General features: G+C 72.1%; 25 protein-coding genes. 11 read left to right on the top strand and 14 right to left on the bottom strand.

What is annotated here, in order from left to right; genetic code table 11:
• Position 1: 1 nt before the first annotated feature.
• The 6 genes from G3576_RS05015 to denD form a co-directional block, all read right to left on the bottom strand.
• A complete protein-coding gene (locus tag G3576_RS05015) occupies positions 2-268 on the bottom strand; it encodes a MoaD/ThiS family protein (RefSeq protein ID WP_164693190.1) in 267 nt (88 codons plus the stop codon).
• On the bottom strand, positions 265-1,344 hold the full coding sequence (locus G3576_RS05010; RefSeq protein ID WP_164693189.1) for a WD40/YVTN/BNR-like repeat-containing protein: 1,080 nt from the start codon (positions 1,342-1,344) through the stop codon (positions 265-267). The genes G3576_RS05015 and G3576_RS05010 overlap by 4 nt, the downstream gene beginning before the upstream one ends.
• A gap of 77 nt (positions 1,345-1,421) precedes the next feature.
• Positions 1,422-2,093: a hypothetical protein gene (locus G3576_RS05005; protein ID WP_164693188.1), complete on the bottom strand. Its 672-nt coding sequence runs from the start codon at positions 2,091-2,093 to the stop codon at positions 1,422-1,424.
• 89 nt (positions 2,094-2,182) lie between these two features.
• Positions 2,183-3,154, bottom strand: coding sequence for a tripartite tricarboxylate transporter substrate binding protein (locus G3576_RS05000; RefSeq protein WP_164693187.1), 972 nt, complete (start codon positions 3,152-3,154; stop codon positions 2,183-2,185).
• A gap of 66 nt (positions 3,155-3,220) precedes the next feature.
• Entirely contained in the window at positions 3,221-3,739 is a 519-nt protein-coding gene (locus G3576_RS04995; RefSeq protein WP_164693186.1) for a hypothetical protein, read from the bottom strand.
• 12 nt (positions 3,740-3,751) lie between these two features.
• Entirely contained in the window at positions 3,752-4,738 is a 987-nt protein-coding gene (denD, locus tag G3576_RS04990; RefSeq protein ID WP_164693185.1) for a D-erythronate dehydrogenase, read from the bottom strand.
• A 66-nt stretch (positions 4,739-4,804) separates the two neighbouring features.
• Here denD and G3576_RS04985 point away from each other — a divergent pair, with 66 nt between their 5' ends.
• The 3 genes from G3576_RS04985 (at position 4,805) to G3576_RS04975 (ending at position 8,153) form a co-directional block, all read left to right on the top strand.
• Positions 4,805-5,974: a diaminopropionate ammonia-lyase gene (locus G3576_RS04985; protein WP_164693184.1), complete on the top strand. Its 1,170-nt coding sequence runs from the start codon at positions 4,805-4,807 to the stop codon at positions 5,972-5,974.
• An 81-nt stretch (positions 5,975-6,055) separates the two neighbouring features.
• Positions 6,056-7,033: a Bug family tripartite tricarboxylate transporter substrate binding protein gene (locus G3576_RS04980; RefSeq protein WP_164693183.1), complete on the top strand. Its 978-nt coding sequence runs from the start codon at positions 6,056-6,058 to the stop codon at positions 7,031-7,033.
• A 127-nt stretch (positions 7,034-7,160) separates the two neighbouring features.
• Positions 7,161-8,153, top strand: a complete 993-nt coding sequence (locus tag G3576_RS04975) for a tripartite tricarboxylate transporter substrate binding protein (protein ID WP_164693182.1) — start codon at positions 7,161-7,163, stop codon at positions 8,151-8,153.
• 26 nt (positions 8,154-8,179) lie between these two features.
• On the opposite strand, the gene G3576_RS04970 is transcribed toward G3576_RS04975, so the two are convergent.
• On the bottom strand, positions 8,180-9,430 hold the full coding sequence (locus G3576_RS04970; RefSeq protein ID WP_164693181.1) for an ABC transporter substrate-binding protein: 1,251 nt from the start codon (positions 9,428-9,430) through the stop codon (positions 8,180-8,182).
• A gap of 209 nt (positions 9,431-9,639) precedes the next feature.
• On the opposite strand from G3576_RS04970, the gene G3576_RS04965 reads away from it, so the two are divergent.
• From G3576_RS04965 to G3576_RS32170, 8 genes are all read left to right on the top strand, one after another.
• Complete coding sequence (locus G3576_RS04965; protein ID WP_164693180.1) at positions 9,640-10,644, top strand: NAD(P)H-quinone oxidoreductase; 1,005 nt, start codon at positions 9,640-9,642, stop codon at positions 10,642-10,644.
• On the top strand, positions 10,644-10,838 hold the full coding sequence (locus G3576_RS04960) for a hypothetical protein (protein ID WP_164693179.1): 195 nt from the start codon (positions 10,644-10,646) through the stop codon (positions 10,836-10,838). Before G3576_RS04965 ends, G3576_RS04960 begins: the two co-directional genes overlap by 1 nt.
• 22 nt (positions 10,839-10,860) lie before the next feature.
• A complete protein-coding gene (locus G3576_RS04955) occupies positions 10,861-12,204 on the top strand; it encodes an NAD(P)H-dependent oxidoreductase (protein ID WP_164693178.1) in 1,344 nt (447 codons plus the stop codon).
• Positions 12,205-12,284: 80 nt separating this feature from the next.
• Positions 12,285-13,148, top strand: coding sequence for a DMT family transporter (locus G3576_RS04950; RefSeq protein ID WP_164693177.1), 864 nt, complete (start codon positions 12,285-12,287; stop codon positions 13,146-13,148).
• A complete protein-coding gene (locus G3576_RS04945) occupies positions 13,145-13,912 on the top strand; it encodes an alpha/beta fold hydrolase (RefSeq protein WP_164693176.1) in 768 nt (255 codons plus the stop codon). The genes G3576_RS04950 and G3576_RS04945 overlap by 4 nt, the downstream gene beginning before the upstream one ends.
• 185 nt (positions 13,913-14,097) lie before the next feature.
• Positions 14,098-15,255 (top strand): FIST signal transduction protein, encoded by a 1,158-nt coding sequence (locus tag G3576_RS04940; RefSeq protein WP_164693175.1) that lies wholly within the window; start codon positions 14,098-14,100, stop codon positions 15,253-15,255.
• A 10-nt stretch (positions 15,256-15,265) separates the two neighbouring features.
• On the top strand, positions 15,266-16,561 hold the full coding sequence (locus G3576_RS04935) for a PAS-domain containing protein (protein ID WP_164693174.1): 1,296 nt from the start codon (positions 15,266-15,268) through the stop codon (positions 16,559-16,561).
• A gap of 41 nt (positions 16,562-16,602) precedes the next feature.
• The gene (locus tag G3576_RS32170; RefSeq protein ID WP_164693173.1) at positions 16,603-17,793 is read left to right on the top strand and encodes an FAD-binding domain-containing protein; all 1,191 of its coding nucleotides are present in this window, start codon (positions 16,603-16,605) and stop codon (positions 17,791-17,793) included.
• On the opposite strand, the gene G3576_RS04925 is transcribed toward G3576_RS32170, so the two are convergent.
• The 7 genes from G3576_RS04925 to G3576_RS04895 all read right to left on the bottom strand — a co-directional run bounded on the left by G3576_RS04925 (position 17,769) and on the right by G3576_RS04895 (position 24,380).
• Positions 17,769-18,764 carry an ABC transporter substrate-binding protein gene (locus G3576_RS04925; RefSeq protein WP_164693172.1) on the bottom strand — a complete coding sequence of 332 codons (996 nt, stop codon included), beginning with the start codon at positions 18,762-18,764 and terminating at the stop codon, positions 17,769-17,771. The genes G3576_RS32170 and G3576_RS04925 overlap by 25 nt on opposite strands.
• Before the next feature lie 96 nt (positions 18,765-18,860).
• Entirely contained in the window at positions 18,861-19,493 is a 633-nt protein-coding gene (locus G3576_RS04920; protein ID WP_164693171.1) for a DNA-3-methyladenine glycosylase family protein, read from the bottom strand.
• Between the two features lie 65 nt (positions 19,494-19,558).
• Entirely contained in the window at positions 19,559-20,836 is a 1,278-nt protein-coding gene (locus G3576_RS04915; RefSeq protein ID WP_164693170.1) for a TRAP transporter large permease, read from the bottom strand.
• Between the two features lie 43 nt (positions 20,837-20,879).
• The gene (locus tag G3576_RS04910) at positions 20,880-21,476 is read right to left on the bottom strand and encodes a TRAP transporter small permease (protein WP_235951384.1); all 597 of its coding nucleotides are present in this window, start codon (positions 21,474-21,476) and stop codon (positions 20,880-20,882) included.
• Positions 21,477-21,533: 57 nt separating this feature from the next.
• On the bottom strand, positions 21,534-22,514 hold the full coding sequence (locus G3576_RS04905; RefSeq protein WP_164693169.1) for a DctP family TRAP transporter solute-binding subunit: 981 nt from the start codon (positions 22,512-22,514) through the stop codon (positions 21,534-21,536).
• Positions 22,515-22,647: 133 nt separating this feature from the next.
• A complete protein-coding gene (locus tag G3576_RS04900; protein ID WP_164693168.1) occupies positions 22,648-23,622 on the bottom strand; it encodes a DctP family TRAP transporter solute-binding subunit in 975 nt (324 codons plus the stop codon).
• A 125-nt stretch (positions 23,623-23,747) separates the two neighbouring features.
• Positions 23,748-24,380, bottom strand: a complete 633-nt coding sequence (locus tag G3576_RS04895; RefSeq protein ID WP_164693167.1) for a TerC family protein — start codon at positions 24,378-24,380, stop codon at positions 23,748-23,750.
• Positions 24,381-24,593 lie beyond the last annotated feature (213 nt).

Genomic DNA, 24,593 nt, shown 5'->3' with positions numbered 1-24,593 from the left:
CCTATCCGCCGCTGATCGCGGTCATCACCAGCACCTCGCTGCCCGGGGGCAGGGGGGTCGCGAGCGTCGCCTTCTCTCCTGCGACGAAGACGTTGAGGTGCCGGCGGATGGCGGGGGTGGTGTCGCGGATGCGGTCCGCCATGCCGGGGTGCAGGGCATCGAGCGCGGCGATCGCCTCCGCCACCGTGCCCGCCTCCAGCTCGAAATGCCGCGGCGCGCCGGGGAACAGCCGCGCCAGCGCCGCGGGGATGGTGACGGCGACCGTCACGGCAGCACCATCGTCTCCACGGAGGTGATGGTGGGCAGGTGGCGGGCGATGCAGCGCCAGGTCTCGCCCTCATCCGCGCTGGCATAGACCTCCCCGCTGCCGGTGCCGAAATAGACGCCGGCGGGGTCGAGGCGATCGACCGCCATGGCCTGGCGGAGCACGCCGAAGAAGGCATTGCCCTGGGGCAGGCCGTTGCGCAGCGCCTGCCAGCTCTCCCCCCGGTCGCGGGATCGCCAGACGGCGGCGGAGGCATCGGGCATGTAGCGGCCGGCGGTGTCGCCGTTCAGCGGCAGCAGGAAGACCGTATCCGGGTCGCGCGGATGGGCGGCGGCGGGGAAGCCGAAGCTGGAGGGCAGCCCGGCCTCGATGCTGGTCCAGCTGCGCCCCGCATCCGTGCTGCGGTACATGCCGCAATGGTTCTGCTGGTAGAGCAGGTCGGGGTTGCCGGCGGCCATGGCGATGCTGTGCACGCATTGCCCGACCTCTGGGTAGCGCTGGTCCTCCGGCGCATAGTCCTGGCGGGTGCCGCGGTTGCGGGGTTCCCAGCTCTGCCCGCCATCCGCGGTGTGGAAGACGCCGGCGGCGGAGATCGCCACATGGAGGCTGGCGGGGTCCTGCGGGTGCGGGACGATGTGATGCAGGATCAGCCCGCCGCCGCCGGGCTGCCAGTGCGGGCGGGACGGATGGGCCTGCAAGGCCGGCAGGGCCGTGAAGCTGCGGCCGCCATCGGTGCTGCGGAACAGGCCGGCGGGCTCCACCCCCGCATGCAGCGCGCCATGCGCCAGCGCCAGGCTCCACACCGCCTTCACCGGCGGCTCGCCCTCGGCGTTGGCGAGGCCCTGGCTGGAATGGGTCCAGGTGGCGCCGACATCGTCGGATTGCCAGACGGCGGGGCCGAACCATTCATTGCCGCCGCCGGCCAGGATGCGGCCCGTGGCGGCATCGCCGATCACGTGGTTGATCGGCCAGGCGTCGCAGAATGGGCCGCGCAGCGACCAGCCCTGCCGCCCTGCGCTCCCCTCCAGGATGAAGGCGCCCTTGCGCGTGCCGAGGAGCAGGAAGAGGCGTGCAGCCATGGCGGTCCCCTCACGATTAACCTTATGGTTAAGCGTATGGCGCCAGGCGCGGCCGGGTCAAGTCCGGCCGGGCCGCATCACAGGGTCGTGGCGCGGGGTTCGCTGGCCGTGAAACCCGTGCCGGTCGGTGTCGGCGTGAAGGTGAGGATGATGTCCCGTCGCTGGCCGCAGCCCGACAGGGTCCAGGCCTCCGCCCATCCCGCCGCGCGGTTGGCGGTGAGCGGGCGGGTCACCCGCGTGCCGGCGACGGCGACGCTGTCGCATCCGGGAAAGCGCATGCGGCCCAGGGGCCTGACGGCCTGGTTGAGCACATCCCGCGCCAGCCACGGATCCACCTGGCTGCCGCCGATGATGTAGGTGTTCGTCGCCGCGCTGCCGTTATCGGCGACCGAGGTGACGGTCACGACGCGGTCGAAGGCGGGGCAGCCCTGCACCGCGATGGCCTGGATCCAGGAATGCCGCACCGGGCGGTCGTTCAGCATGAAGGGCGCGACGGGGGGGCGCCACGGCAGGGGGGCGTCGGCCTGGCCCGGCTGCGCATTGGCGCATCCATACTCGACGGCACTGCGCCGCGCCGCCGCTTCCAGGCGGCTGCGATGCTCCGGGGAGGCCGCGAGGCTTTCGACCGTGTCGCCGGCATTCGCGGGCGCCGCCGGCGGGGCTTCCGCGCCCGTCACGGGCTGGGACGGGCCCTGCGGCGTGCAGGCCGCGAGCAGCAGAAGGCAGGCAAGGAGGGGGCGGCGCGGCATTGGTGACGGTCCCGGCATGACCAGGCCGGGGCTATCACGGCGGCCGGCACGGGGCGCAGGGGTTCCGCCCCCCGCCCGCGGCGCGGCGCCTATCCTTCCCGCCAGGGGCGCCGCTGCCAGAGGCCGCGGATCGCCGCGAAATCCTCCGCCATCATGCGCTTGTAGTCGTCGCCGATGAGGGGGCGGAGCGGCATGCCCGTGCGCTCGGCATCCGCGATCATGGCGGGGTCGGACAGCGCCTCCCGGAACGCCTGGCGCAGGCGCTCCACGATCTCCGCCGGCATGCCGGGCGGGCCGGCGATGCCGCGGGCGGAGCCGCCCAGCACGTCGAAGCCCTGTTCGCGGAAGGTCGGCACTTCCCCGGTCGGCGCCCAGCGCTGTGGGCCACCCTGGCCGAGGCAGCGCATCCGCCCCTCCCGCAGCATCTGCAGCCCCTCGCTCATGTTCAGGCTGCCGATGGGCAGCGATCCGCCGAGCACGTCGCGCATCACCGGGGCGGTGCCGTTGTAGGGCACGTGCAGCAGGCGGCAGCCCGCCGCTTCCTCGAAGCCCAGCTGCAGCAGGTGGTCGTCGCTGCCGATGCCGGCGGTGCCGACGCCGATGCTCTCCGGGTTGCGGCGCGCGGCGTCCCGCACATCGGCCAGCGTCCGCCAGGGGCTGTCGGCGCGCACCCAGAAGCCGCCGGGGTCATCGACGACATTCGCGATGTAGGTGAAATCCTCCGGCCGGTAGCGCGGGCGGCGTTCGACGGCGATGGCGTGCATGGCGGTGTTGGTGACGGCGCCGAGCGTGTAGCCATCGGGGGCGGCGTTGAAATTGGCCTCGAACCCCAGCTGCCCGGCGGCGCCGGCGCGGTTCACCACGGCGAAGCGCGCGCCGGGCAGGCGCGGCTGCACGAAGTGGATGATGGGGCGCACCATGTTGTCCACGCCGCCGCCGGGCGGGAAGGGGACGATGACCTCGATGGCGCGGTCGGCGGGCCAGGCGGCCAGGGCGATGCGGGGCGCGGCGAGCAGCGTCGCGCCGGCGGCGGCGCCCAGCAGGGCGCGGCGGGTGGTCATGGTGGTTCCTCCCTGGGTCTTGGCGGGGAGGATGGAGGGCGCCGCAGGAGGCGGCAAGGGCGATGGTCAGCGCGCCTTCGGGCCGGCCTCCGCCGGCGCGGTCAGCGGCTTGTCGGTCAGCGCCTCCACGCAGCGCAGGAAGGCTTCCCCCACCTCACCGGCCGGGGGGATGGGGATGGCCAGGTCCAGTTCGGGCGCGCGGAAGGTGCCGCCGGGCAGCGTGGCGCGCAGGATGTCCAGCCCGCCTTCCGGGCGGGGGCGGGAGAAGCCGAAGGAGCGCGGCGCGACGGGAAGCCCGGCGATGGACCAGCCTGCCCCGGGCCCTTCGAAGATCATCGTCGCGGTCCTGGCGGGATCGAGCCGCGGCCCGGCGCCGTCCATGCGGCCCATGGCGAAGGCGACCGTGGCCGGCCGCGCGACCATCTGGACCTTGCCGGCCGCGGTCGCGGCTTCCAGCAGGCAGGTGCCGGCGCCGATGCGGGCGGCCCAGCCGCCGGTGCCCGGCGCGGCCGGGGCCGCGGGGCTTTCGGGGGCGGCGCAGGCCGCGAGGATCACGGCGGGCAGCAGGCGGAGGGAGGCACGCATGGCGCGAAAGGGTCAGGCCATGCCCCGGTCGCGCCGCGTGGCGTCGAGGTCATCCGCGATGAAGGCGCGGACCAGCTCCTCCAGCGTCTCCGAGACGACGAAGCCGAGGCCGGGGGCGCGGGTGGCGGCGAAGGCGGCGGGCCAGCCGGCGACGATCGCCTCCACCTCCGCATCCGGCACGCGCTTCGCCAGGGCCCGGGCCTCCGGGCCCGCGACGGCGGCGAGGGCATCCAGCATCTCCGCGATGCTGGCGGAGATGCCGGGCGGGTTGATGCCGCGGTCGCGGCCGAGCGGCGCCGTGTCCATCGCCGCGGCATGGGCCAGCCAGTCCACCGCGCGGCGGGGGGAGCAGACCCAGACCTTGAAGTCGTCCGGCACCGGGTACTGCGCGGGCAGGCCGAGCAGGGGTTCGCGCAGCACGGCGGAGACGAAGGAGCTGGCGGCGCGGTTGGGGCGGCCGGGGCGGACCATGACGGTCGGCAGGCGGATGGAGACGACGTCGAGGAAGCCGCGGCGGGTGGCATCGGCCAGCAGCAGCTCCCCGATCGCCTTCTGGGCGCCGTAGCTGTTGGTGGGAAGCTGGCGCCCCTCATCCGGCACCATCGCATCCTGCCCGCCATCGAAGGAGGCGACGGAGGAGGTGAAGACGATTCGCGGGGGCGCGGGCAGGGCGCGGCAGGCCTCGATCAGCGCCTGGGTGCCGGTGATGTTGACCCGGATGCCGAGGTCGTAATCGGCCTCCGCCGCCGCGCTGACCACGGCGGCCAGGTGGATGATGGTGGTGGTGCCGGGGGGGATCGCGGCCTTCAGCGTCGCCACATCGGCGACGTCACCGGCCAGGCAGCGGACGGGGAAGGGGGCATCCAGCGGCGCGGGCTGGTTCAGGTCGAACAGCGTGAGGCCGGTGATGGGCTTGCCCCCGATGGCGCCATCGGCGGCGAAGCGGGCCGCCAGCTTGCGCCCGAGGAACCCCCCGCCACCCAGGATCGTGACCTGCATCGTCGCCCCCGCATCGATTCCGGGCGCCACGTTGCCGCCCCGGCGCCGCCGCGCCAAGGTGGGGGCATGATCCCCGACCGCCCCTACCGCCTGCTTCTCAACCGCCGGCACGGCACGCCGGGGGTCGTCGTGCTGCCGGATGGCGGCTTCCGCCGCGCGAAGGCGGAGATCACCGCCTGGGACGGCTATGCGGTGACGCCGCTGCTGGCGCTGGAGGATGTGGCGAAGGCGGCGCGGGTCGCGGCCGTGCACTGGAAGGATGAGGGGCCGCGCTTCGGGCTCGGCAGCTTCAAGGCGCTGGGGGGCGCCTATGCGGTGCTGCGCCTGCTGGTGACGGAGCTGGCGCGCCGGGGCGTCGCGAATGCCGCGAGCTCCGCCGATCTGGCGGCGGGGACTCACCGGGAGGCCACGCAGGCCATCACGGTGACCTGCGCGACCGATGGCAACCACGGCCGGTCCGTCGCCTGGGGCGCGCAGCGCTTCGGCTGCCGCTGCGTGATCTTCGTGCACGAAACCGTCAGCCAGGGCCGCCGCGACGCCATCGCGAAATACGGCGCGGAGATCCGGGTGGTGCCGGGGACCTATGACGATGCCGTGCGCGCCGCCGCCCATACGGCGGAGCGGGAGAACTGGTTCGTCGTCTCCGACACCTCCTACGAAGGCTATACGGAGGTGCCGCGGGACGTGATGCAGGGCTACCGCGTCATGGCCGATGAGGCGGCGGAGCAGCTGGAGGGGAAGGCGCCGACGCATGTCTTCATCCAGGGCGGCGTCGGCGGCGTGGCGGCGGCGGTCGCGATCCAGATGCGGGCGCGCTTCGGCGCCGGCCCCCGGGTGATCGTGGCGGAGCCCGAGAAGGCCGCCTGCCTGCTGGCGAGCGCCGAGGCGGGGGAGGCGGTTTCCGTCCCCGGGGAGCTCGACACGCTGATGGCGGGGCTGGCCTGCGGGGAGCCGAGCCTGCTGGCCTGGCAGGAGCTGGAGCGCGGGACCTACGCCTTCACGGCGGTGCCGGATGCCAGCGCGGTGGATTGCATGCGGCTGCTGGCCCGCCGCAAGCCGCCGGTGGTGGCCGGGGAGAGCGCGGTGGCGGGCCTCGCGGCGCTGCTGCTGGCGGCGGCCGATCCGATGTCCCGCGGCCTGCTGGGCCTGGACGGCCAGAGCCGGGTGCTGCTGTTCGGGACGGAGGGGGCGACGGACCCGGACCTCTACGAGAGCTTGACCAAGCCGGACGATTGACCGGGAAGGTCCGGGACGGCAGAGGCACGGAACCCCCGCGGTGCTGACGCGCTGGCGGGTCCTGTCCTGGAGAACCGTCCCATGCTTCGACGCCACCTTCTGGGCGCCGGCGCGGTCGCGCTCGCTGCCCCCCTCGCTGCCCCCGCCTTCGCCCAGGGTGCCTGGCCGAACCAGCCCATCCGCCTGGTGGTGCCCTTCGCCGCCGGCGGGCCGACCGACATTCCTGCCCGGCTGTTCGCGGAGGAGATCGGCAAGGCGCTGCCGCAGCGCGTGATCGTGGAGAACCGGACGGGCGCCGGGGTCGTCGTCGGCACCGACATGGCCGCGAAGGCGCCGAAGGACGGGCATACGCTGCTCTACACCACCGTCGCCCATGCCTCGCTGCGGCCGTTGTTCCCGCGCCTGCCCTTCGACCCGCAGGCGGACCTCGTGCCGGTGGCGCTGGTCGGCGTGATCCCGATGGTGATCACCGTCGGCAAGGACTTCCCGGCGCGGACCCTGCAGGAACTGCAGGCGCGGCTGCGGGCGGAGCGCAATGGGCTGGACTACGCCTCCTCCGGCAATGGCGGTGCGCTGCACCTGGCGACGGAGCTGATGCTGCGCCAGATGGGCGTGCGCGGGAACCACATCCCCTATCGCGGCACGGCGGCCGCCATGCCGGACGTGCTGAACGGCACCATCCCCATCATCGTCGATGTCGCGACCTCCGCCGTGCCCTATGTGCAGCGGGGCGAGACGCGGGGCCTGGCGGTGATGGACAGCCGCCGCCTGCCGCAGCTGCCGGACGTGCCGACGACGGCCGAGGCGGGCTTCCCGGGGCTCGAGGCCTATACCTGGCACATGGTGATGGCGCCGTCCGGCACGCCGGAGCCGGTGATCATGGCGGTGAACCAGGCCTTCAACCGCGTGGCCGCCGATGCCGGCGTGCAGCGCCGGCTGTCGGACCTGGCCATGCGGCTGGTCAGCGACAGCACGCCGGCCAGCGCCGCCGATTGGCTGCGCAGCGAGACGGTGAAGTGGGAGAGCCTAATCCGGGAGGCCAACATCCGCGTGGACTGACGGCGCGCAGAGCCGCCGATGTCCCGCATCCCGGGACATCGGCGGTTGCCGCACGCGACAAGTCTCCCCATCATCAGTCCGTCCAGGACTGAAACGGCCGCCACAAGGCCAAAGGGAGACTTCGTCGATGACGATTCCGACCATCCGTCGCCGCCATCTGCTGGCCCTTTCCGCGCTCGCCGCCCCCGCGCTGGCCGCCGGTGCACGCGCGCAGGGCACCTGGCCCAACCAGCCGATCCGCATGATCGTGCCGTTTGCCGCCGGCGGGCCCACCGACGTGCCGGCCCGGCTGCTGGCCGATGAGATGTCGAAGATGCTGCCGCAGCGCGTGGTGGTGGAAAACCGCACGGGATCGGGCGTCGTCGTGGGCACCGATGTCGTTGCCAAGGGGCCGCAGGACGGGCACACCATCCTCTACACCACCGTCGCGCATGCGGTGACGCGGGCGATGTTCCCGCGCCTGCCCTTCGACCCGATCGCGGACTTCACGCCGGTCTCGCTGGTGGGCCAGGTGCCGGTGATCCTGCTGGTGCACAACAGCTTCCCCGCCACCAACCTGCGCGAGTTCATCGAGGTGATCCGCGCCAATCCCGGCAAGTACGACTACGCCTCCTCCGGCAATGGCGGCGCGGTGCACCTGGCGACGGAACTGTTCATGCATGCGGCCGGCGGCCTGCGGGTGAACCACGTGCCCTTCCGCGGCTCCTCCGCCGCCATGCCGGATGTGCTGTCGGGACGCATCCCGATGATCTTCGACATCGCAGCCTCCGCGCTGCCCTATGCGCGATCTGGCGAGTTGCGGGCGCTTGGCATCAGCACGCGCCAGCGTTCGCCGCTGGCGCCCAACATCCCGACCATGATCGAGCAGGGGGTGGCGGGGTACGAGGCCTATACCTGGCACATGGTGATGGTGCGCAGCGGCACGCCGCAGCCGGTGGTGGATGCGCTGGCGCGCGCGGTGGCGCAGGCGGTGGCGGTGCCGGCGGTGCAGGCGAAGCTCACGGAACTGGCGATGCAGCTGGTGCCGGAAAGCACGCCGGCCTCGGCCGCGGCCTATCTGCGGAGCGAGATGGCGGTGTGGGAACCGCTGGTGCGGGCGGCGAACATCACCGCGAACTGAGGCCGGAGCGGGCCTTCGGGCCCGCCCTATCCGCCCAGCCGGGGAATGGCATCCGCCACCGCGGCGGCGGCGGGACCGATGGCGACCTGGCGCAGCCCGCCCCCCGGCGCCTGCTGCCATTGGCACAGCACGGGCGCGGCGCGGAGGTTCTGGCCGCGATCATCGAAGCGCACGCCCCAGCTGGCGGGCGTCGTGCCCTCCGCCAGGTCGGTCGCCTGCACGGCGGCGCGGATGCGGTCGCGGTCGGTGGAGCCGGCGCGGGCCAGGGCTTCCAGCGCCACGCGGGCGCCGGCGAAGGCAGCGAGGCCGTGGCCGGAGCGCGGCTCGGCGCCGTAGCGGCGCAGGTAGAGGTCCGGGAAGGCGCGGGCGCCGGGGGCGACACGCTCATTCACCTCGAAGGGCGTCCAGTCCGCGCTCATGGTGCCGAGCAGGTCGTCGCCGATGCTGCGGGCACTTTCCGTCAGCCCGTAGCCGCCGGCAGCGCCGATCACCATGCGGGGCCGCCATGCGGCATCGCGCAGCGTGCGGAACAGCGAGACCTCGTCGCCTGGGGCACCGATGTGCAGCACCACCTGCGTGTCCTGGCCACGCAGCCGCTGCACCACGGCGGAGAGGTCCGAGGCGCGGGGGGCGTAGGTGATGCGCTCCACCAGGGTCAGCGACCGCACGCGGATCAGCGCTTCCTGCGCCGCGCCGATGCTCTGCCCGCCGGCGGCGTCCTCATGCAGGATGGCGAGCTTCAGCGCCTCCGGCGCCACGCCGAGGGAAGGGGCGACGATGCCGGTGACGGCATCAATGGCGGTCGCGGCGAAGTCCGCGGCGCGGGGTGAGAGGCGGAAGATCCAGCGGAAGCCGCGCTCCATCACCGCATCGGCCAGCGCGCCCAGCTCGAAATACGGGATGCCGGCGAGTTCGGCGACCTGGCTGGCGGGCAGCGCGATGGGGGTGGCGAAGCTGCCGAGGAAGGCGGCGACGCGGTCATTGCCCTGGGACAGGCGGCGCGCCTCGGTCTGCGCGGCGAGTTCATCGGGCGCATCGGCGCGGAGGAGGCGGATGGGGCGCCCGCCGATGCCGCCGGCGGCGTTGCGTTCCTCCACCGCAAGCTCGACGCCGCGGAAGCATTCGTCGCCGAGCAGCCCGGAAGGGCCCGAGAGCGGGAAGATGGCGCCCAGCCGGATGTCCTGCGCCGGGGCCTGCGCCCAGGCGGGTCGCGCTGCGAATGCCGCACCGGCCAGCCCGACAAGGGCCCGGCGGCCGATACCCTGCATCTTGCTCATGTCCCCAAGGCTGACGCTGCCACGATCCCATGGCCCGGCTTCGCGGCGCAAGCCCAGGCCTGCGTCATCGTACAGAATTCGTCCCAATTTCCGGGACGATGCGGGCACGGTTGAAACCGCCGCGGGCCTTGACGCTGCGCCTTGCCGCATGGTCCCTCATGCTGCCTGGAAAGGGGGCATCATGCCCCCTGATCACGAAGGAGCCGTGCATGCCGGACCTGCCCGCGGAGATGCTGCTGATCGACCATGGGAAGGGCGGCGGGCCGGAGGTTCTGGTGCCGGCGCGTGGGCCCGTGCCGGTGCCGCGGGCGGATGAGGTGCTGATCCGGACGATGGCGGTCGGCGTGAACCGGCCCGACGTCGCGCAGCGCAGCGGCAGCTATCCGCCTCCGCCCGGCGCGAGCCCGGTGATCGGCCTGGAATGCGCGGGCGAGGTCGTGGCCGTCGGTGCCGAGGTGACGCGCTGGAAGGCGGGCGACCGCGTCTGCGCGCTGACCAATGGCGGGGCCTACGCCGAATACGCGGCGGCGCCGGCGGCGCAGACGCTGCCCTGGCCGAAGGGTTACGACGCGCTGCGCGCGGCGGCGCTGCCGGAGACCTACTTCACGGTCTGGGCGAACCTCTTCGGGCATGGACGCCTTTCGAAGGGCGAGAGCGTGCTGATCCATGGCGGCACCAGCGGCATCGGCGTGACGGCGATCCAACTGGCCAAGGCCTTCGGCGCGACGGTCTTCGCCACGGCGGGCAGCGCGGCCAAGGTCGCGGCCTGCCGGGAGATCGGCGCCGACCACGCCATCGATTACCGCGCCGAGGATTTCTTCGAGTCCGTGAAGACGCTGACCAGCGGCAAGGGCGTGGATGTCGTGCTGGACATGGTCGGCGCGCCCTATTTCGCGAAGAACATCCGCTGCCTGAAGCTGGACGGCCGGCTGGTGATGATCGCCTTCCTGAACGGCCATGTCGCGGAGAATGCCGATCTGCGGCCGATCATGGTGAAGCGCCTGACCGTGACGGGCAGCACGATGCGGCCGCGCACCACGGCCGAGAAGGGCGAGATCGCGCAGGCGCTGGAGGCCAAGGTGTGGCCGCTGCTGGAGGCCGGCCAGGCAGGCCCGCGCATCCATGCGACCTTCCCGCTGGAGCAGGCCGCGGAGGCGCACCGGCTGATGGAAAGCAGCGCCCATGTCGGCAAGATCATGCTGACCGTCGGCTGATGCATTGGGTCCCGATGGTGCTGGGCGTGGTCATGCTGGCGCTGAGTGCGGCGCTGCGCGGGCGCACGGCGCGCGGGGCGGCGCAGGGGCTGGCGGTGCTGCTGGTGGCGACGGGGGTCATCCTGGCCTTCCGCCGCCCGGGCAGCGCCATCCACCTGCCGGGCTGGGGGCCGCGGCAATGGTCGCAGCCGTGACAAGCATTCCCGGGATCGTGGCATGAACCTGCATCGCCTGTTGCGGAAGCGCGCGGAGGAGGGGCGGCCGGTGCGCGTGGCCGTCATCGGCGCCGGCAAGTTCGGCTCCATGTTCCTGCACCAGGCGCCGCGCACGCCGGGGCTGCATGTGCTGGGCATCGGCGACCTCTCCGTGCCGCGCGCCCGGGCGGCGCTGGCGCGGATCGGCTGGGCCGAGGAGGCATCCGCTGCGCCGGATGCCGCGACGGCGGCGCGGACCGGTGCGACCTGGTTGACCGAGGACAGCCTGGCGCTGATCGCGACGCCGGAGGTCGAGGTGGTGGTGGAAGCCACCGGCGATCCCGCCGCCGGCCTGCGCCATGCCCGCCACGCCATCCGCCACGGCAAGCATGTCGTGATGGTCAATGTCGAGGCCGATGTGCTGGCCGGGCCGGTGCTGGCGCGGGAAGCGGCGGCGGCGGGCGTCGTCTATTCCATGGCCTATGGCGATCAGCCCGCGCTGGTGGCGGAGATGGTCGATACCATCCGCGCCGGCGGCTTCACCGTGATCGCCGCGGGCAAGGGCACGAAATACCTGCCGCACTACCACGCCTCCACGCCCGAGACGGTGTGGGATTTCTACGGTCTGAGCGCGGAACAGGCCGCGGCCGGCGGCATGAACCCGCGCATGTTCAACAGCTTCCTCGACGGCACGAAGTCGGGGATCGAGATGGCGGCGATCGCCAATGCCACCGGCCTGGCGCCGCCGGAGGATGGGCTCGCCTTCCCGCCCTGCGGCACGGGCGAATTGCCGTCGCTGCTGCGACCGCACAACGAGGGCGGGATCCTGCCGCGCAAGGGCATGGTGGAGGTCATCTCCTCCCTGACGCGGGAGGGGCAGGAGATCCCGGACAACCTCCGCTGGGGCGTCTATGTCGTGTTCGAGGGTGAGACGGACTACGCGCGGCGCTGCTTCTCCGAATACGGCGTCGCGACCGATCCTTCAGGACGATACGCGGCGCTGTGGCGGCCCTACCACTTCATCGGGCTCGAACTCGGCGTCTCCGTCGCTTCCGCCGCGCTGCGGCGCGAACCGACGGGCTGCTCGGAGACCTGGTCGGCGGATTGCGTCGCCGTCGCCAAGCGCCCGCTGAAGCGGGGCGAGGTGCTGGATGGCGAGGGTGGTGCCACCGTCTGGGGAAAATGCATTCCGGCGGCGCGGTCGCTGGCGCTCGGCGCCGTGCCGATCGGGCTTGCCCATGGCGTGGCGCTGGCGCGGGACCTGCCGGAGGGCGCGCTGGTGGCGGAGGCCGATCTGGTGCCGCGCGGCGCGGGCGGCCTGGCGGCGGAGGCGATTGCGATGCGCGCGGAACTGGCAGGCGCTTGAGGCCGCCAGCAATGCTTTCCCCCGATCTTCACGCGGCGGGCTATCCGCGACGCGCGGCACGTGTCTAGGCTGCGCCCCCAATGCCCATGGCCTCCGCCTTCCGGCTGCTCCTCGCGGCCGTCATCCTGTTCGGTGGCGCCTGGCCGATCACCAAGGCCGCGCTGGCGGATGCGTCGCCACTGTGGTTCGGCACCGGGCGATCGGCGCTGGCCGCGCTGGGGGCTGCGATCCTGCTGGCCTGCCTCGGGCGCCTGCGCCTGCCGCGGGCGGAGGACCGGATCGCGGTTGCCTTCCTCGGCATCTTCCAGCTCGGCGCCTTCTTCGCCCTGACCCACCTGGCGGTGGCGCTGGTGCCGGCGGGGCGGACGGCGGTGCTCTCCAACGTCGTCACCTACTGGCTGATCCCGCTTTCCGTGCTGGTGCTGGGGGAGAAGGTGTCGGCGCAGCGCTGGGCGGCGGCGGGGCTCGGGCTGGCGGGGGCGGGGGTGCTGATCGGCCCCTGGGCGGTGGACTGGTCGTCGCATGATGCGCTGGTCGGCCACCTGATGCTGGTGCTGGCGGGGCTGCTCTGGACCATCGCCATCATCGCCAGCCGGAAATGGCCGCCGAAGACGCCGATGTTCGAATTGCTGCCCTGGTGCTTCGGCATCGGCGCGCTGCTGCTGGCGCCGCTGGCGCAGTTCATGGAGCCCGATGGCGGCGTCGGCCTCTCCTCCTGGCCCTTCCTCCTCTACATCGGCTTCTTCGCGGCGCCGATCGGGACCTGGTGCGTGATCGAGGCCGGGCGGAAGCTGCCGGGCGCGGTGGCCTCCGTGGGTTTCCTGCTCGTGCCGGCCTTCGGCGTGACGATCTCCGCGCTGTGGCTGGGCGAGCCGATCGGCTGGGATGTCATCGTGGGAGGCGTGCTGATCATCGCCTCTGTCGTATTGGCGGCACTCGGATGAAGCTGAATCTGGTGGCGACGGGCGATGGCCCGGCGGTTGTCCTGCTGCACGGCCTGCTGGGCGCGGCGCAGAATTTCGGCGCGATCCAGAAGGCGATCGCGGCGAAGGGACGGCGCGTGCTGGCGCTCGATCTCCGCAACCACGGCAACTCCCCGCACGCCGAGGGCATGGGCTACGCGACGATGGCGGCGGATGTGGCGGAGACGCTGCAGGACGCCGGCGCCTGGCCCGCCGCGGTGATCGGCCATTCCATGGGCGGCAAGGTGGCGATGGCCCTCGCTCTGGCGCGGCCGGAGGGCGTGGAGCGGCTGCTGGTGGCGGATATCGCGCCGGTCACCTACCCGACGCCGGTCTTCACCCGCTACATCGCCGCCATGCAGGCCATCCCCCTGCGCGAAGGCCTGACGCGCCGCGATGCCGATGCCGCGCTGGTGGAGGCGGTGCCGGAGCCCCCGCTGCGTGCCTTCCTGCTGCAGAACCTGGTCTTCACCGAGCAGCCGCCGCGCTGGCGGATCGGGCTCGGGGAGATCGCGGCCGGGATGGGCGAGATCGGTGGCTGGCCGGCCCTGCCGGGGCGGTATGAGGGCCCTGTGCTGGTGCTGTCCGGCGATGCCTCGGCCTATGTGAAGCCGGAGCACCACGCGGCGATTCGCGCCCTGTTTCCGGCTGCACGCTTCGCCGGCATCGCGGCGGGGCACTGGCTGCATGCGGAAAATCCCCGCGCCTTCCTGGCGGCGGTGGAGGAATTTCTTGCCCCGGGATGACGGCCGGCCGTATCGTTAAGGTGCATCGGTCTCATTTCCGACCTTTCGTGACAAAGCCCGACTCGCTTCCCGACCATTACGCGTCCATCCCCCGGTAACGGCCAGGAAGGCTGCGGCTGGTATGGGTTCGCGTGGTCCCGCCGGCTGGGGACATGCCCGGGCGCGTGTCGGAAAGGGTTCGAGAGATGCGTGCACAATCCCTGAAGTGGTCGGGGGCGGCGGGCTGGCAGGGCCTGCAGCCAGCGCGCGCCGGCAGTGCGAGCCTCATCCTCTACGTCGCGGGGCGTGAGGCGCTGGAGGGCGGGGAACGGCACCGGGAACTGGTGGCGGCGCATCCGGGGGCGATGGTCGCGGGATGCAGCACCGGCGGGCAGATCGACGATGCGGATGTCGTCGATGACGGCGTCCAGGCGCTGCGGCTCGACTTCGACGCCACGGTGGTGCGCCTGGCCTGCGAACGACTTCACGGTGAGGGGGAGTCCCGGGTCTGCGGGTGGCGGCTCGGCATGGCGCTGGCGGCGCCGGATCTGGCGGGCGTGCTGCTGATTGCCGAGGGTCTCGACGTCCATGCCGGCGAACTGGTGTCCGGCCTCCGCGATGCGGTGGGCACGCAGGTGCCGATCGTGGGCGGGCTGGCGGGCGATGGCCCGCATTTCCGGCGGACCCTGGTCGGCGCCGGGGAGATGCCACCCCAGCCGGGCCTGGTGGTCGCCATCGGCTTCCTCGGCAGCGCCGTGCGCTTCAGCCATGGCTGCTCCGCGGGGTGGGACGCCTTCGGGCCGCTGCGGTCCATCACCGCCTCCGAGGGCCGCATCCTGCGGGAGCTGGATGGGGAGCCGGCGCTCGACCTCTATGAACGCTACCTGGGGCCGGAGGCCGCGGGCCTGCCCGGCACGGGGCTGCTCTATCCGCTCCGCATCTGGAACGCGGAGGAGCCGGAGCATGATGTGCTGCGGACGCTGCTCGGCGTGGACCGGGAGACGCGGAGCCTGATCTTCGCGGCCGACCTGCCGGTGGGCTGGCGGGCCCAGCTGATGCGCGGACGCTTCGGCGGCCTGGCGGATGGGGCGGCCATCGCGGCGGCCGGTGCGGGGCGGCATGGGGCGGCCCGGCAGGCGCGGGGTGACAGCGCGGCCTTCATCGTCAGCTGCGTCGGCCGGAGGCTGATGATGGGCCAGCGGGTGGAGGAGGAAGTGCTGGCGGCGCGGGAATGCCTGCCGCCCTCCATGCGCGTGCTCGGCTTCTACTCCTACGGGGAGATCGCGCCCCACCCCACGACGGGGCGCAGCGAGCTGCACAACCAGACCATGACGGTGCTGACCCTGGCCGAAGCGGCGGGATAAGGACGCCGCCATGCCCGCCGAAAGGCTGTTCCGCCGCCAGCTGGAACGGGCCACGCGCCCCGATGGCAGCATCGACCTCGACCAGCTGCGGCAGCTGGTCGTGGCCTGGTACGAGGATTCGGCGCGGGACCGCGAACGCACCGACCGTGCCATCACGCTGATGGCGGAAGAGCTCGAGGGCGCCAACCGGCGGCTGGAGGCGCTGGTCGAGAATCTGCGCGTCCAGAACCTCCGCTTCGAGGCGGCGCTGGACAACATGCTGCAGGGCCTCTGCCTCTATGACCGGGCGGACCAGCTGGTGGTGGTGAACCGGCGCTACCATGAGATCCTGGGCCTGCCCCCCGGGCTTCTGCAGCCCGGCATCAGCCATGCGGAGCAGCTGTCGATCGAGCAGGCGGCGGGGCTGCATGCCGGCCGCGACCTGCAGGAGATGCTGGAAGCGCGGATCGCCCTGGTGGACGCGCAGGACGGCCCGGCGCGGGCCGAGATCTTCACGGAGGATCGGCGGCGCCTGGATGTCGCGGCGCAGCGTCTGCCGACCGGCGGCTGCGTGGTGACCGTGATGGATGTGACGGCGGAGCGGGCGGCGGAGGCCCGCGCGGCGGCGGCGGGGCGGCTGACCTCGCTCGGCGAGATGGCGGCGGGGCTGGCGCATGAGCTGAAGCAGCCGCTGACGGCCATCGCGCTGGCGGCGGCCAATGCGCGGCGCGCGGCGGAGCGGGGCGACACGGCGGCGGCGCTGGTGCGGCTGGGACGCATCGCCGACCAGGCGGCACGGGGTGGCGTGCTGATCGACCATCTGCGCCGCTTCGCGCGCGGTGGCGAAGGCGCGGACGCCAATGCCACGGCCGATGTCGCTGCCGCGGTGGACGGCGCGCTGACGCTGATGGGCGGCGCCCTGCGGGAGGCCAGCATCGAGCTGGCCTTGGCTCTGTCGCCCAGCCTGCCAAGGGTGCGCGGCGATGGCATGGCGCTGGAGCAGGTGCTGCTGAATCTGCTGGCCAATGCGCGGGACGCGCTGGCCAGCAGCCGTGGTGGGCCTGGCGGCCGCATCGCGATCACGGCCTGCCAGACGCTGGAGGGCCCCGTGGTGCTGGAGGTGACGGATGATGGCGGCGGCATTCCGGCCTCCGTCATGGACCGGCTTTTCCAGCCCTTCGTGACCACCAAGGGACCGGATCGCGGCACCGGGCTCGGCCTGTCCATCTGCCACGGCCTCATCACCTCGCTCGGCGGCAGGATCGAGGCCGAGAACGGCGCGGAGGGGGCGGTGTTCCGCATCACGCTGGAGCCGGCGCCGGGCTGACGCGGCTTGCCGGTTGGCAGGGCGGCCCAAGATGGCGCCGCATGACCGAGACCTTCCCGACCGATCGCGCCGCCGCGCTGCGCCGCCTGTCCGACTTCGCCCCGCGCATGGGCCATCACTACGCGAAAGGGCGGAATGCCGATCCGGGGCCCGGGCGGCGGCGCGACGTCTCCCTTCTGTCGCCGGCCATCCGGCATCGGCTGGTCACGGAGGCGGAGGTGGTGGCCGCGGCCGTCGCGGCACATGGGCCGCGCGCGGCGGAGAAGTTCATCCAGGAGGTGTTCTGGCGCAGCTACTGGAAGGGGTTTCTCGAATTGCGGCCGGGGATGTGGCGCGCCTACCAGGCCGCGCGCGACGCCGATCGGGCGGCGATGCGGGGCACTGCGCTGGAGCGGGCGGAGAATGGCGCCACGGGGATCGGCTGCTTCGATGACTGGGTGGCGGAATTGCGGGAGACGGGGTGGCTGCACAACCACGCCCGCATGTGGTTCGCCAGCATCTGGGTGTTCACGCTGAAGCTGCCCTGGACCTTGGGGGCGGACTTCATGCTGCGGCATCTGCGGGATGGCGATGCGGCGTCCAATACGCTCTCCTGGCGCTGGGTCGCGGGCATCCAGACGCCGGGCAAGCACTATGTGGCCCGCGCCGAGAATATCGCCCGCTACACGGAGGGGCGGTTCGACCCGGCCGGCGAGCTGGAGGAGGACCCGTCCCCGATCGACGCGCCGCCGCCGCCGCGCGCGGGCGCGCTGCCGCCGGCGGACCGGGTGCCGGACGGGCCCTTCGCGCTGCTGCTGCATGAGGACGATCTGCATCCGGAGAGCCTGGTGCCGCCGGGCGCCAAGGTCGCGGCCATCGCCGGCGTGGCGGTGCCGGAGGCTCGGTCGCCGCTCGGCTGCTCGGCGCTGGTGGCGGAGAGTGCCGGTGCGGCGCTGGCGGATGGGCTGGCGCGCGCTTCCGCGCAATGGGGCGTGCCGGCGCGGCGCCTGACGCTGGAGGAGGTGCCGGCCTGGGCCGCCGGGCAGGGGCTGCCGGTGGTAACGCCCTGGGCGCCGGTCGGCTGGACGGCTGATGCGCTGGCGGGGTCTGGCGTGCCGATGCGGCGGATCCGGCGGGAGTGGGACGAGGCCTGCTGGCCACTGGCGACCAAGGGTTTCTTCCCGTTCCGGGAGAGCATCCCGACCCTGCTGGGGCGCCTGCTGCCCGATCAGCCCAGCGCCTCGGCCAGGTAGCCGGGGTCCACGTAGCGCTCCGGCGCGGAGAGCGGCCGGCCCTGCGGCCCATAGGCGGCGCGGAGCGACAGCGCGGTTGCGATGCCCGGCATGTCCAGCGCCGCGCGGCGGGGGAAGCCGGACACGGGGTGCAGCATGGCGTCGTAGGAGGCCTGGGCGAGCGGGGGCGTCACCTCCGGCAGGTTGCGGCCCATGATCGCCACGGCCTCCGCCCGATTGCCGGGCGCGTAGAGCCAGCCAAGGGCATCGAGATAGGCGCGGAGGAAGGCGACGAGACGCGGGCGTTCCTGCCGCGCTCGGTCGCGCTGCAGCGCGAAGGTCAGGCCCTGATAGGCGCCCAGCATCGCGCTGGGATCGGCCAGGACGTTGAAGCCGCGCTGCGCCGCCACGGCATCCAGCGGCACGGTCAGCAGCGTGCCCGCCTGGCGTCCGGCAAGCAGCGCCTCCATCCGCTGCGCGGTGCCGCCCACGCGCACGAGGCGCGCCTCACCCTCCGCCAAGCCGCCGCGTTCCAGCAGGCGGCGCAGCACGAAGGCGAAGCCGGTGGTCAGCGCATCCACCGACAGGTCGCGGCCGCGGAGATCGGCGAAGCTGCGCACATCCGGTGCGGTGACCAGGCGCAGGAAGCCATTGTTGATGCCGGCGACGGCGATGACGTCGGGCGGGCTGGCGGCGGCGCCGGGGGCTTCGCCCTGTCCTTCGACATAGGCGATGACGTTGTCGATGGCGGTGCTGGCGATGTCGGCCGTGCCGTTCATCAGCGCCGTGAACTGGGCGCTTGAACTCGGCGTCGGCGTCACGGCGACGGCGATGCCGCGGTCCTGGAAAAAGCCCTTCTCCTGCGCCACCCAGATCGGCCAGTTGCTGCCGGAGGGGAAGACGCTGAGGCGCAGCGGGGACTGCGCGCGGGCGATGGCGGGGGCGAGCAGCGGGAGGATCAGCGCCGTCCGGCGCCGGAGCGTGATGGCCATGGACGTATGTTCCCCCTCTTTGCCCGCCATTTCGCGACGCGGGTTTCGGGGTGTCAACGGTGATCTTCGAAGATCTGCGGACCTTCGAACCGGCCGCTATTGCGGCTTGAAGGTGCTGGCCTTGGCGGCATCGGCGGCGCGCCAGAGATACCAGGCGGCGATGCTGCGATAGGGTGACCAGGCCTCCCCGATGGCGGCCAGTTCCTTCGGCTTCGGCTGGGCATCGAGGAGGGCTGCGACCCTCCATCCCTCCCGCACGCCGAAATCGTCGATCGGCAGCAGGTCGCGGCGGCCGAGGGTGAAGATCAGCAGCATCTCCACCGTCCAGCGCCCGACGCCCCGGATCTGCACCAGGCGCTCGATCAGCTTGTCGTCGCTGAGGCGCGCGGCGGCGGCGCGGGTGGGGACGAGGCCGGCGATGGATTTCTCAGCGATGTCGCGGATGGCGGCGACCTTGGCGCCGGAGAAGCCGCAGCCGCGCAGCGCCTCCACCGGCGCTTCCAGCACCTGCACCGCCGGCGGGAAGTCATGGCCGGGGAAGAGGGCGATGAAGCGGCCAAGGATCGCCTCCGCCGCGCGGCCATGCACCTGCTGGTGGGCGATGGCGCGGACCAGCGCCTCATAGGGTTCGCGCTGCACGGGCCGCAGCGTGCAGGGGCCGATCTGGCGGATGACCTTCCGCAGCACGGGATCGCGGCGCAGATGCTTCAGCGCCGCCGGCCCTCCCATCAGGCGCGCGGGGCGATCCGCCCCGCGCTTGGGCGCGAGGGAGGGAAGATCCCCTGCACCGCCCGTCACCGGAACACCAGATGCGGCAGGGAGAGCGTGATCCAGGGCACGTAGGTGATGACCATCAGACAGGCGAAGATGACGCCGATGAAGACCGGCAGGTAGCGCATCATCTTCTCCATGCTGGTGCCGGCCACCTGCGCCGCGGCGAAGAGGTTCACGCCGAAGGGCGGCGTGATCATGCCCATCGCCAGGTTCACCACCATGATCGTGCCGAAATGCACGCCATCCACGCCGAGGCGCTCCGCCGCTTCCTGCAGGATGGGGGCCAGCACGATGATGGAGGCCGAGGTCTCCACGAACATGCCCACCAGGAAGAGGAAGACGTTGACGCCGAGCAGGTAGAGGCCGGCGCCGTCGAAGGTCTGCACTAGCCAGGCCGCGGCCATGTCCGGCACGCCCTGGCGGTTCAGCAGCCAGGAGAAGACGGCTGCGCAGGCGATGATGAACATGATGACGGCGCTGCTGACGACCGACTTCCGGAAGATGGGATAGAGGTCCCGCCAGCCGATCTCCCGGTGCAGGAACATGCCGACGATGATGGCGTAGGCGACGGCGATGACGGAGGCCTCGGTCGGCGTGGTGATGCCGCCATAGATGCCGCCCAGCACGACGACGGGCATGAACAGCGCGAAGCCCGCCTGGCGCGTGGCGACCAGGAAGGGCAGGCGCCCTTCGCCATCCTGCTTGCCCCAGCCCTTGATCCGGCACCAGACCAGCACCGTCACGATCAGCGCCGCGGCGATCAGGATGCCCGGGCCGAAGCCGGCGATGAAAAGCTCCGGGATGCTGGTCTGCGTGGTGACGCCGTAGAGGATCATGGGGATCGAGGGCGGGATGACGACGCCGAGTTCGGCGGAGGTCGCCTGCAGCGCGGCGGCGAAGGCCACGGGGTAGCCCGCGCGGACCAGCGCCGGGATCATGATGGCGCCGATGGCGAAGGTGGTGGCGACGCTGCTGCCGCTGATGGCGGCGAAGATCATGCAGGTGACGACGCAGGTGGCGGGCAGCCCGCCCTGGATGCCGCCCACGATCGACTTGGCGAAGTCCACCAGCCGCCGGCTGATGCCGCCGATATCCATCAGGTTGCCGGCCAGGATGAAGAAGGGGATGGCGGCAAGCGGGAACTTGTCGAGCGCCACGAAAAGCTGCTGCGCGGCGACGATCAGCGGGAAGCTGGTATAGCCGCTGATGCCGACCACGGCGGCGATGCCGATGGCGATGGCGACGGGGATGCTGGCGGCGAAGAGCACCAGCATCACGGTGAGCATCATGCCGCTCATCGTGCGGCGTTCCCGGGCATGCTGCGGCCGCGCGCGGTCCTGGTCATACGGCGGACTCCAGTTCCTCGTTGCGTCGGTCCAGGAAATGCGCGATCGCGCCGACCACGGCGAAGATGGCGCCGAGCGGGATGGCGGCGTAGCCCCAGGACATCGAGACTTCCAGCCCTGCCATCTCCTGGAACTGCACGCGGCCCGCCATGGTCCAGCCGAACCAGAACATGACGCCCATGAAGGAGAGGGTGCAGGCAAGGCTCGCGGCCTCCACCGCGCGGCGGAGCGGGCCGCTGGTGTAGCGGTGTGCGACATCGATCGAGACCAGCGCGCCGGCCCGCAGCGCCACGGCGACGCCGAGATAGGCCATCCAGACCAGCGCCGTGCGGACCAGCGCCTCCGACCAGACGGAGGGAGTTTCCGTGGCGAAGCGCGCGACGACCTGCCAGAGGCCGGCGAAGAAGGCGGTGGCGAGTGCCGCGCAGGCCAGCAGCGCGGCGAGGCCGGTCGCGACGCGGTCGAGGCGCAGGAAGGCGGCGCGCACCAGGCCGCGGGCGCCACCGCCCGAGCCCGCCCACAGGGCGATCGCGACGGCGGCGAGGCTGGCCGCCACCGTTACCTGCAGCGGCAGGACGTTCATCGCATTCATTACGGCCTTCCGGGATGGGAGAGAGGGGGCGCGGCAGGGCGCCGCGCCCTGGCGTGGTCAGTTCGCGCGCCAGTCGCGGATGCGGCGGAGCGTCGCGGCATCCAGGGTGCGCTCCCACTCCGCGAAGGCGGGGGCGAGGGCGGCCTGGAACGCGGCGGTATCGACCTGGGTGATCACCGTCATGCCGCGGCGCCGCAATTCCTCCACGCCCGCTTCCTCATCGGCGGTGACACGGGCGCGGTTGGCGGCCTGGGCGGCCACCGCGGCCTGCTGGAACAGGGCGCGATCGGCGGCATTCAGGCGGCCCACCGTGCCGGGATTGCAGATCATCACCTGCGGCGAATAGACGTGGCGCGTCAGCGTCATGTAGCGCTGCACCTGGTTCAGATTGTTGGCGACGATGACGGAGATCGGGTTCTCCTGCCCATCGACCGTGCCCTGCTGCAGGGCGGGGACGAGTTCGGAGAAGGCCATCGGCGTCGGCAGCGCGCCGAGCGTGGTGAAGGCCCGCATATGCACCTGGTTCTCCATGGTGCGGATCTTCAGGCCACGCACATCGGCGGGCGTGTTCACTTCCCGCCGCGAATTGGTCAGGTTGCGGAAGCCGTTCTCGATCCAGACGACGCCGACCAGGCCACGGGCCGGGAAGCGGGCGAGGACCTGCTGGCCGATCTCCGAATCCAGCACGCCGCGGGCATGGGTGGCGTCGCGGAACAGGAAGGGGACGTCGAAGAGGCGGACCTCGGGGACGAAATTGCCGACGGGGCCGGTGGAGGTGAAGGTGCAGTCGATCGTGCCGATCTGCACGCTCTCGATCATCTCGCGCTCATTGTCGTTGCGCTGCGTGGCGACGCGGAAGCGGCCATTGGTCAGGCGCTCGAAGGTCTGCGCGAAGGTGCTGGCGCCGACGCCGGTGTGGCTGTTCAGCGGCAGGGCGTGCTGGACGGTCATCTGCGTCTGTGCCGTCGCGGGCGCGACGGGCAGGGCGAGCGGCAGCGCGAGCGCAGCGGCCAGCGCCAGGCGGCGTGTTAGCGACATCCGGAAGTCTCCCCTTGTGCGGGAGCGACTCTGCCGGCGCCCCCTTGCACCGGAGGTATAGATGCAGTGCCGCGGCGGCATCAATGGCAGGCGGAACAGGCGGGGCGCGCCGTTTCGCGCCCCGCCACGCGCATCAGTTCGCGCGCCATTCCCGGATGCGGCGCAGCAGCGCGCTGTCGAGCTGCTGCTCGATCTGCGCGGCGCCGGGCACCAGCGCCTGCTGGAAGGCGGCGCTGTCCACCTGCGTGACGACGTTCATGCCGCGGCGGCGCAGTTCCTCGACACCCGCGGCCTCATCGGCCGAGTTCTTGGCGCGGTTGGCGGCGGCGCCGGCGCGGGCGGCTTCGTTGAAGGCGGCGCGGTCGGCGGCGTTCATCCGGTTCACCAGGCCCGGGTTGCAGATCAGGATGGCCGGCGAATAGACGTGGCCGGTCAGCGTCAGGTAGCGCTGCACCTGGTTCAGGTTGTTGGCCAGGATCACCGCGATCGGGTTCTCCTGCCCATCGACCGTGCCTTGCTGCAGGGCGGGGACGAGTTCGGAGAAGGCCATCGGCGTCGGCAGCGCGCCGAGCTGCGTGAAGGCGCGCATATGCACCTGGTTTTCCATGGTGCGGACCTTCAGGCCGCGGATGTCGGCCGGCGCATTCACCTCCCGCCGCGAATTCGTCAGGTGGCGGAAGCCGTTCTCCATCCAGACGACGCCGACCAGGCCGCGCGCGGTGAAGCGGGCGAGCATCTGCTGGCCGATCTCCCCATCCAGCACGCCGCGGGCATGGGCATAGTCGCGGAACAGGAAGGGCACGTCGAAGTTGCGGACTTCCGGCACGAAGTTGCCGACCGGGCCGGTGGAGGTGAGGGAGCATTCGATCGTGCCGATCTGCACGCTCTCGATCGCTTCGCGCTCATTGTCGTTGCGCTGGATGTTGACGCGGTAGCGGCCACCGGTGGCGCGTTCCAGCGCTTCCTTGAACGCCGTGGCGCCGGCGCCGTAGTGGCTGGCGAGCGGCAGCGGGTGCTGGACGGTGATGGTGGTCTGCGCCTGGGCCTGCGCAAAGGACAGGGGTGCAGCGAGCGCGGCGGCGATCGCCACGCGACGGGTCAGGTTCATGCAGGCGTCTCCCCAAGGGTGGGGCGGCCTTCGCGGCAGCCCCATGCGGCACCCGTATAGGAGAGGTGCGGCCGGAGCATCAATCCCGGGCCAGGGCACGGGATGACGCTACCGGCCGGTTCGCTTCAGTGCGGGTGCGGGGCCGGGATCGGCAGGCCGAGGGAGAGCGCCACATTGGCGGCCTGCAGACCCTCCCACAGCAGTTCCACGCCGATATAGGCGATCAGCGCCAGGCCGATATAGGCGATGATCTTGTAGCGATCGAGCAGCTTGGCGAGCGCCCCGCCGAGGACGCCCATCAGCACGATGGAGATCAGCAGGCCGATCACCAGCATGGGCAGGTTGTTGCGGGCGATGGCGGCGACGGCGAGGACGTTGTCGAGGCTCATCGACACGTCGGCAACGATGATCTGCCACAGCGCCTGGCCGAGCGTCTTCTCCTTCGCCTCATGCCCGTCGGCGTTCTCCTCCTCCTCCTTGCCGCGGAGTTCCTTCCAGAAGCCCCAGGCGATGTAGAGAAGCGCGGCGCCGCCCACGATCTCGATCCACCACAGCCCGAGCAGGTAGGTGGCGAAGATGGAGAAGACGATGCGCAGCACCGCGGCGGCGACGATGCCGAACAGCACCGCCTTGCTGCGGAGATGCGGCGGCAGGCCGGCGGCGGCGAGGCCGATGACCACGGCGTTGTCGCCGGAGAGGATGATGTTGAGCCAGAGGATCTGCAGGAACTGCGCGCCCTGCCCGAGAAGATAGTCCATTCCGAATCTCCAGGGGCGGCGCAACAGGCGGCCGCTTCCCCCCTTCGGAAAGCTAGCGGTTGCAGACGGCCAGCCGAAGTTTCCGGGCCGTGTCATCGGCGTCAGGCCGCAGATGTCGTGCCGTTCAGCAGGCTGATGAAGCGCGCATTACGCTCTGGCGAAGTGACGGCCCTTGGCGCGGCGACTCTAGCGCCTGCGCGTGTCGATGCAGGC

It is taken from the genome of Falsiroseomonas algicola (genome assembly GCF_011040385.1).
In the GTDB taxonomy this organism is placed as follows: Bacteria; Pseudomonadota; Alphaproteobacteria; order Acetobacterales; family Acetobacteraceae; genus Falsiroseomonas; species Falsiroseomonas algicola.
Note: the sequence above shows the minus strand (reverse complement) of the source record. Positions and strands in the feature narration are given on the sequence as shown.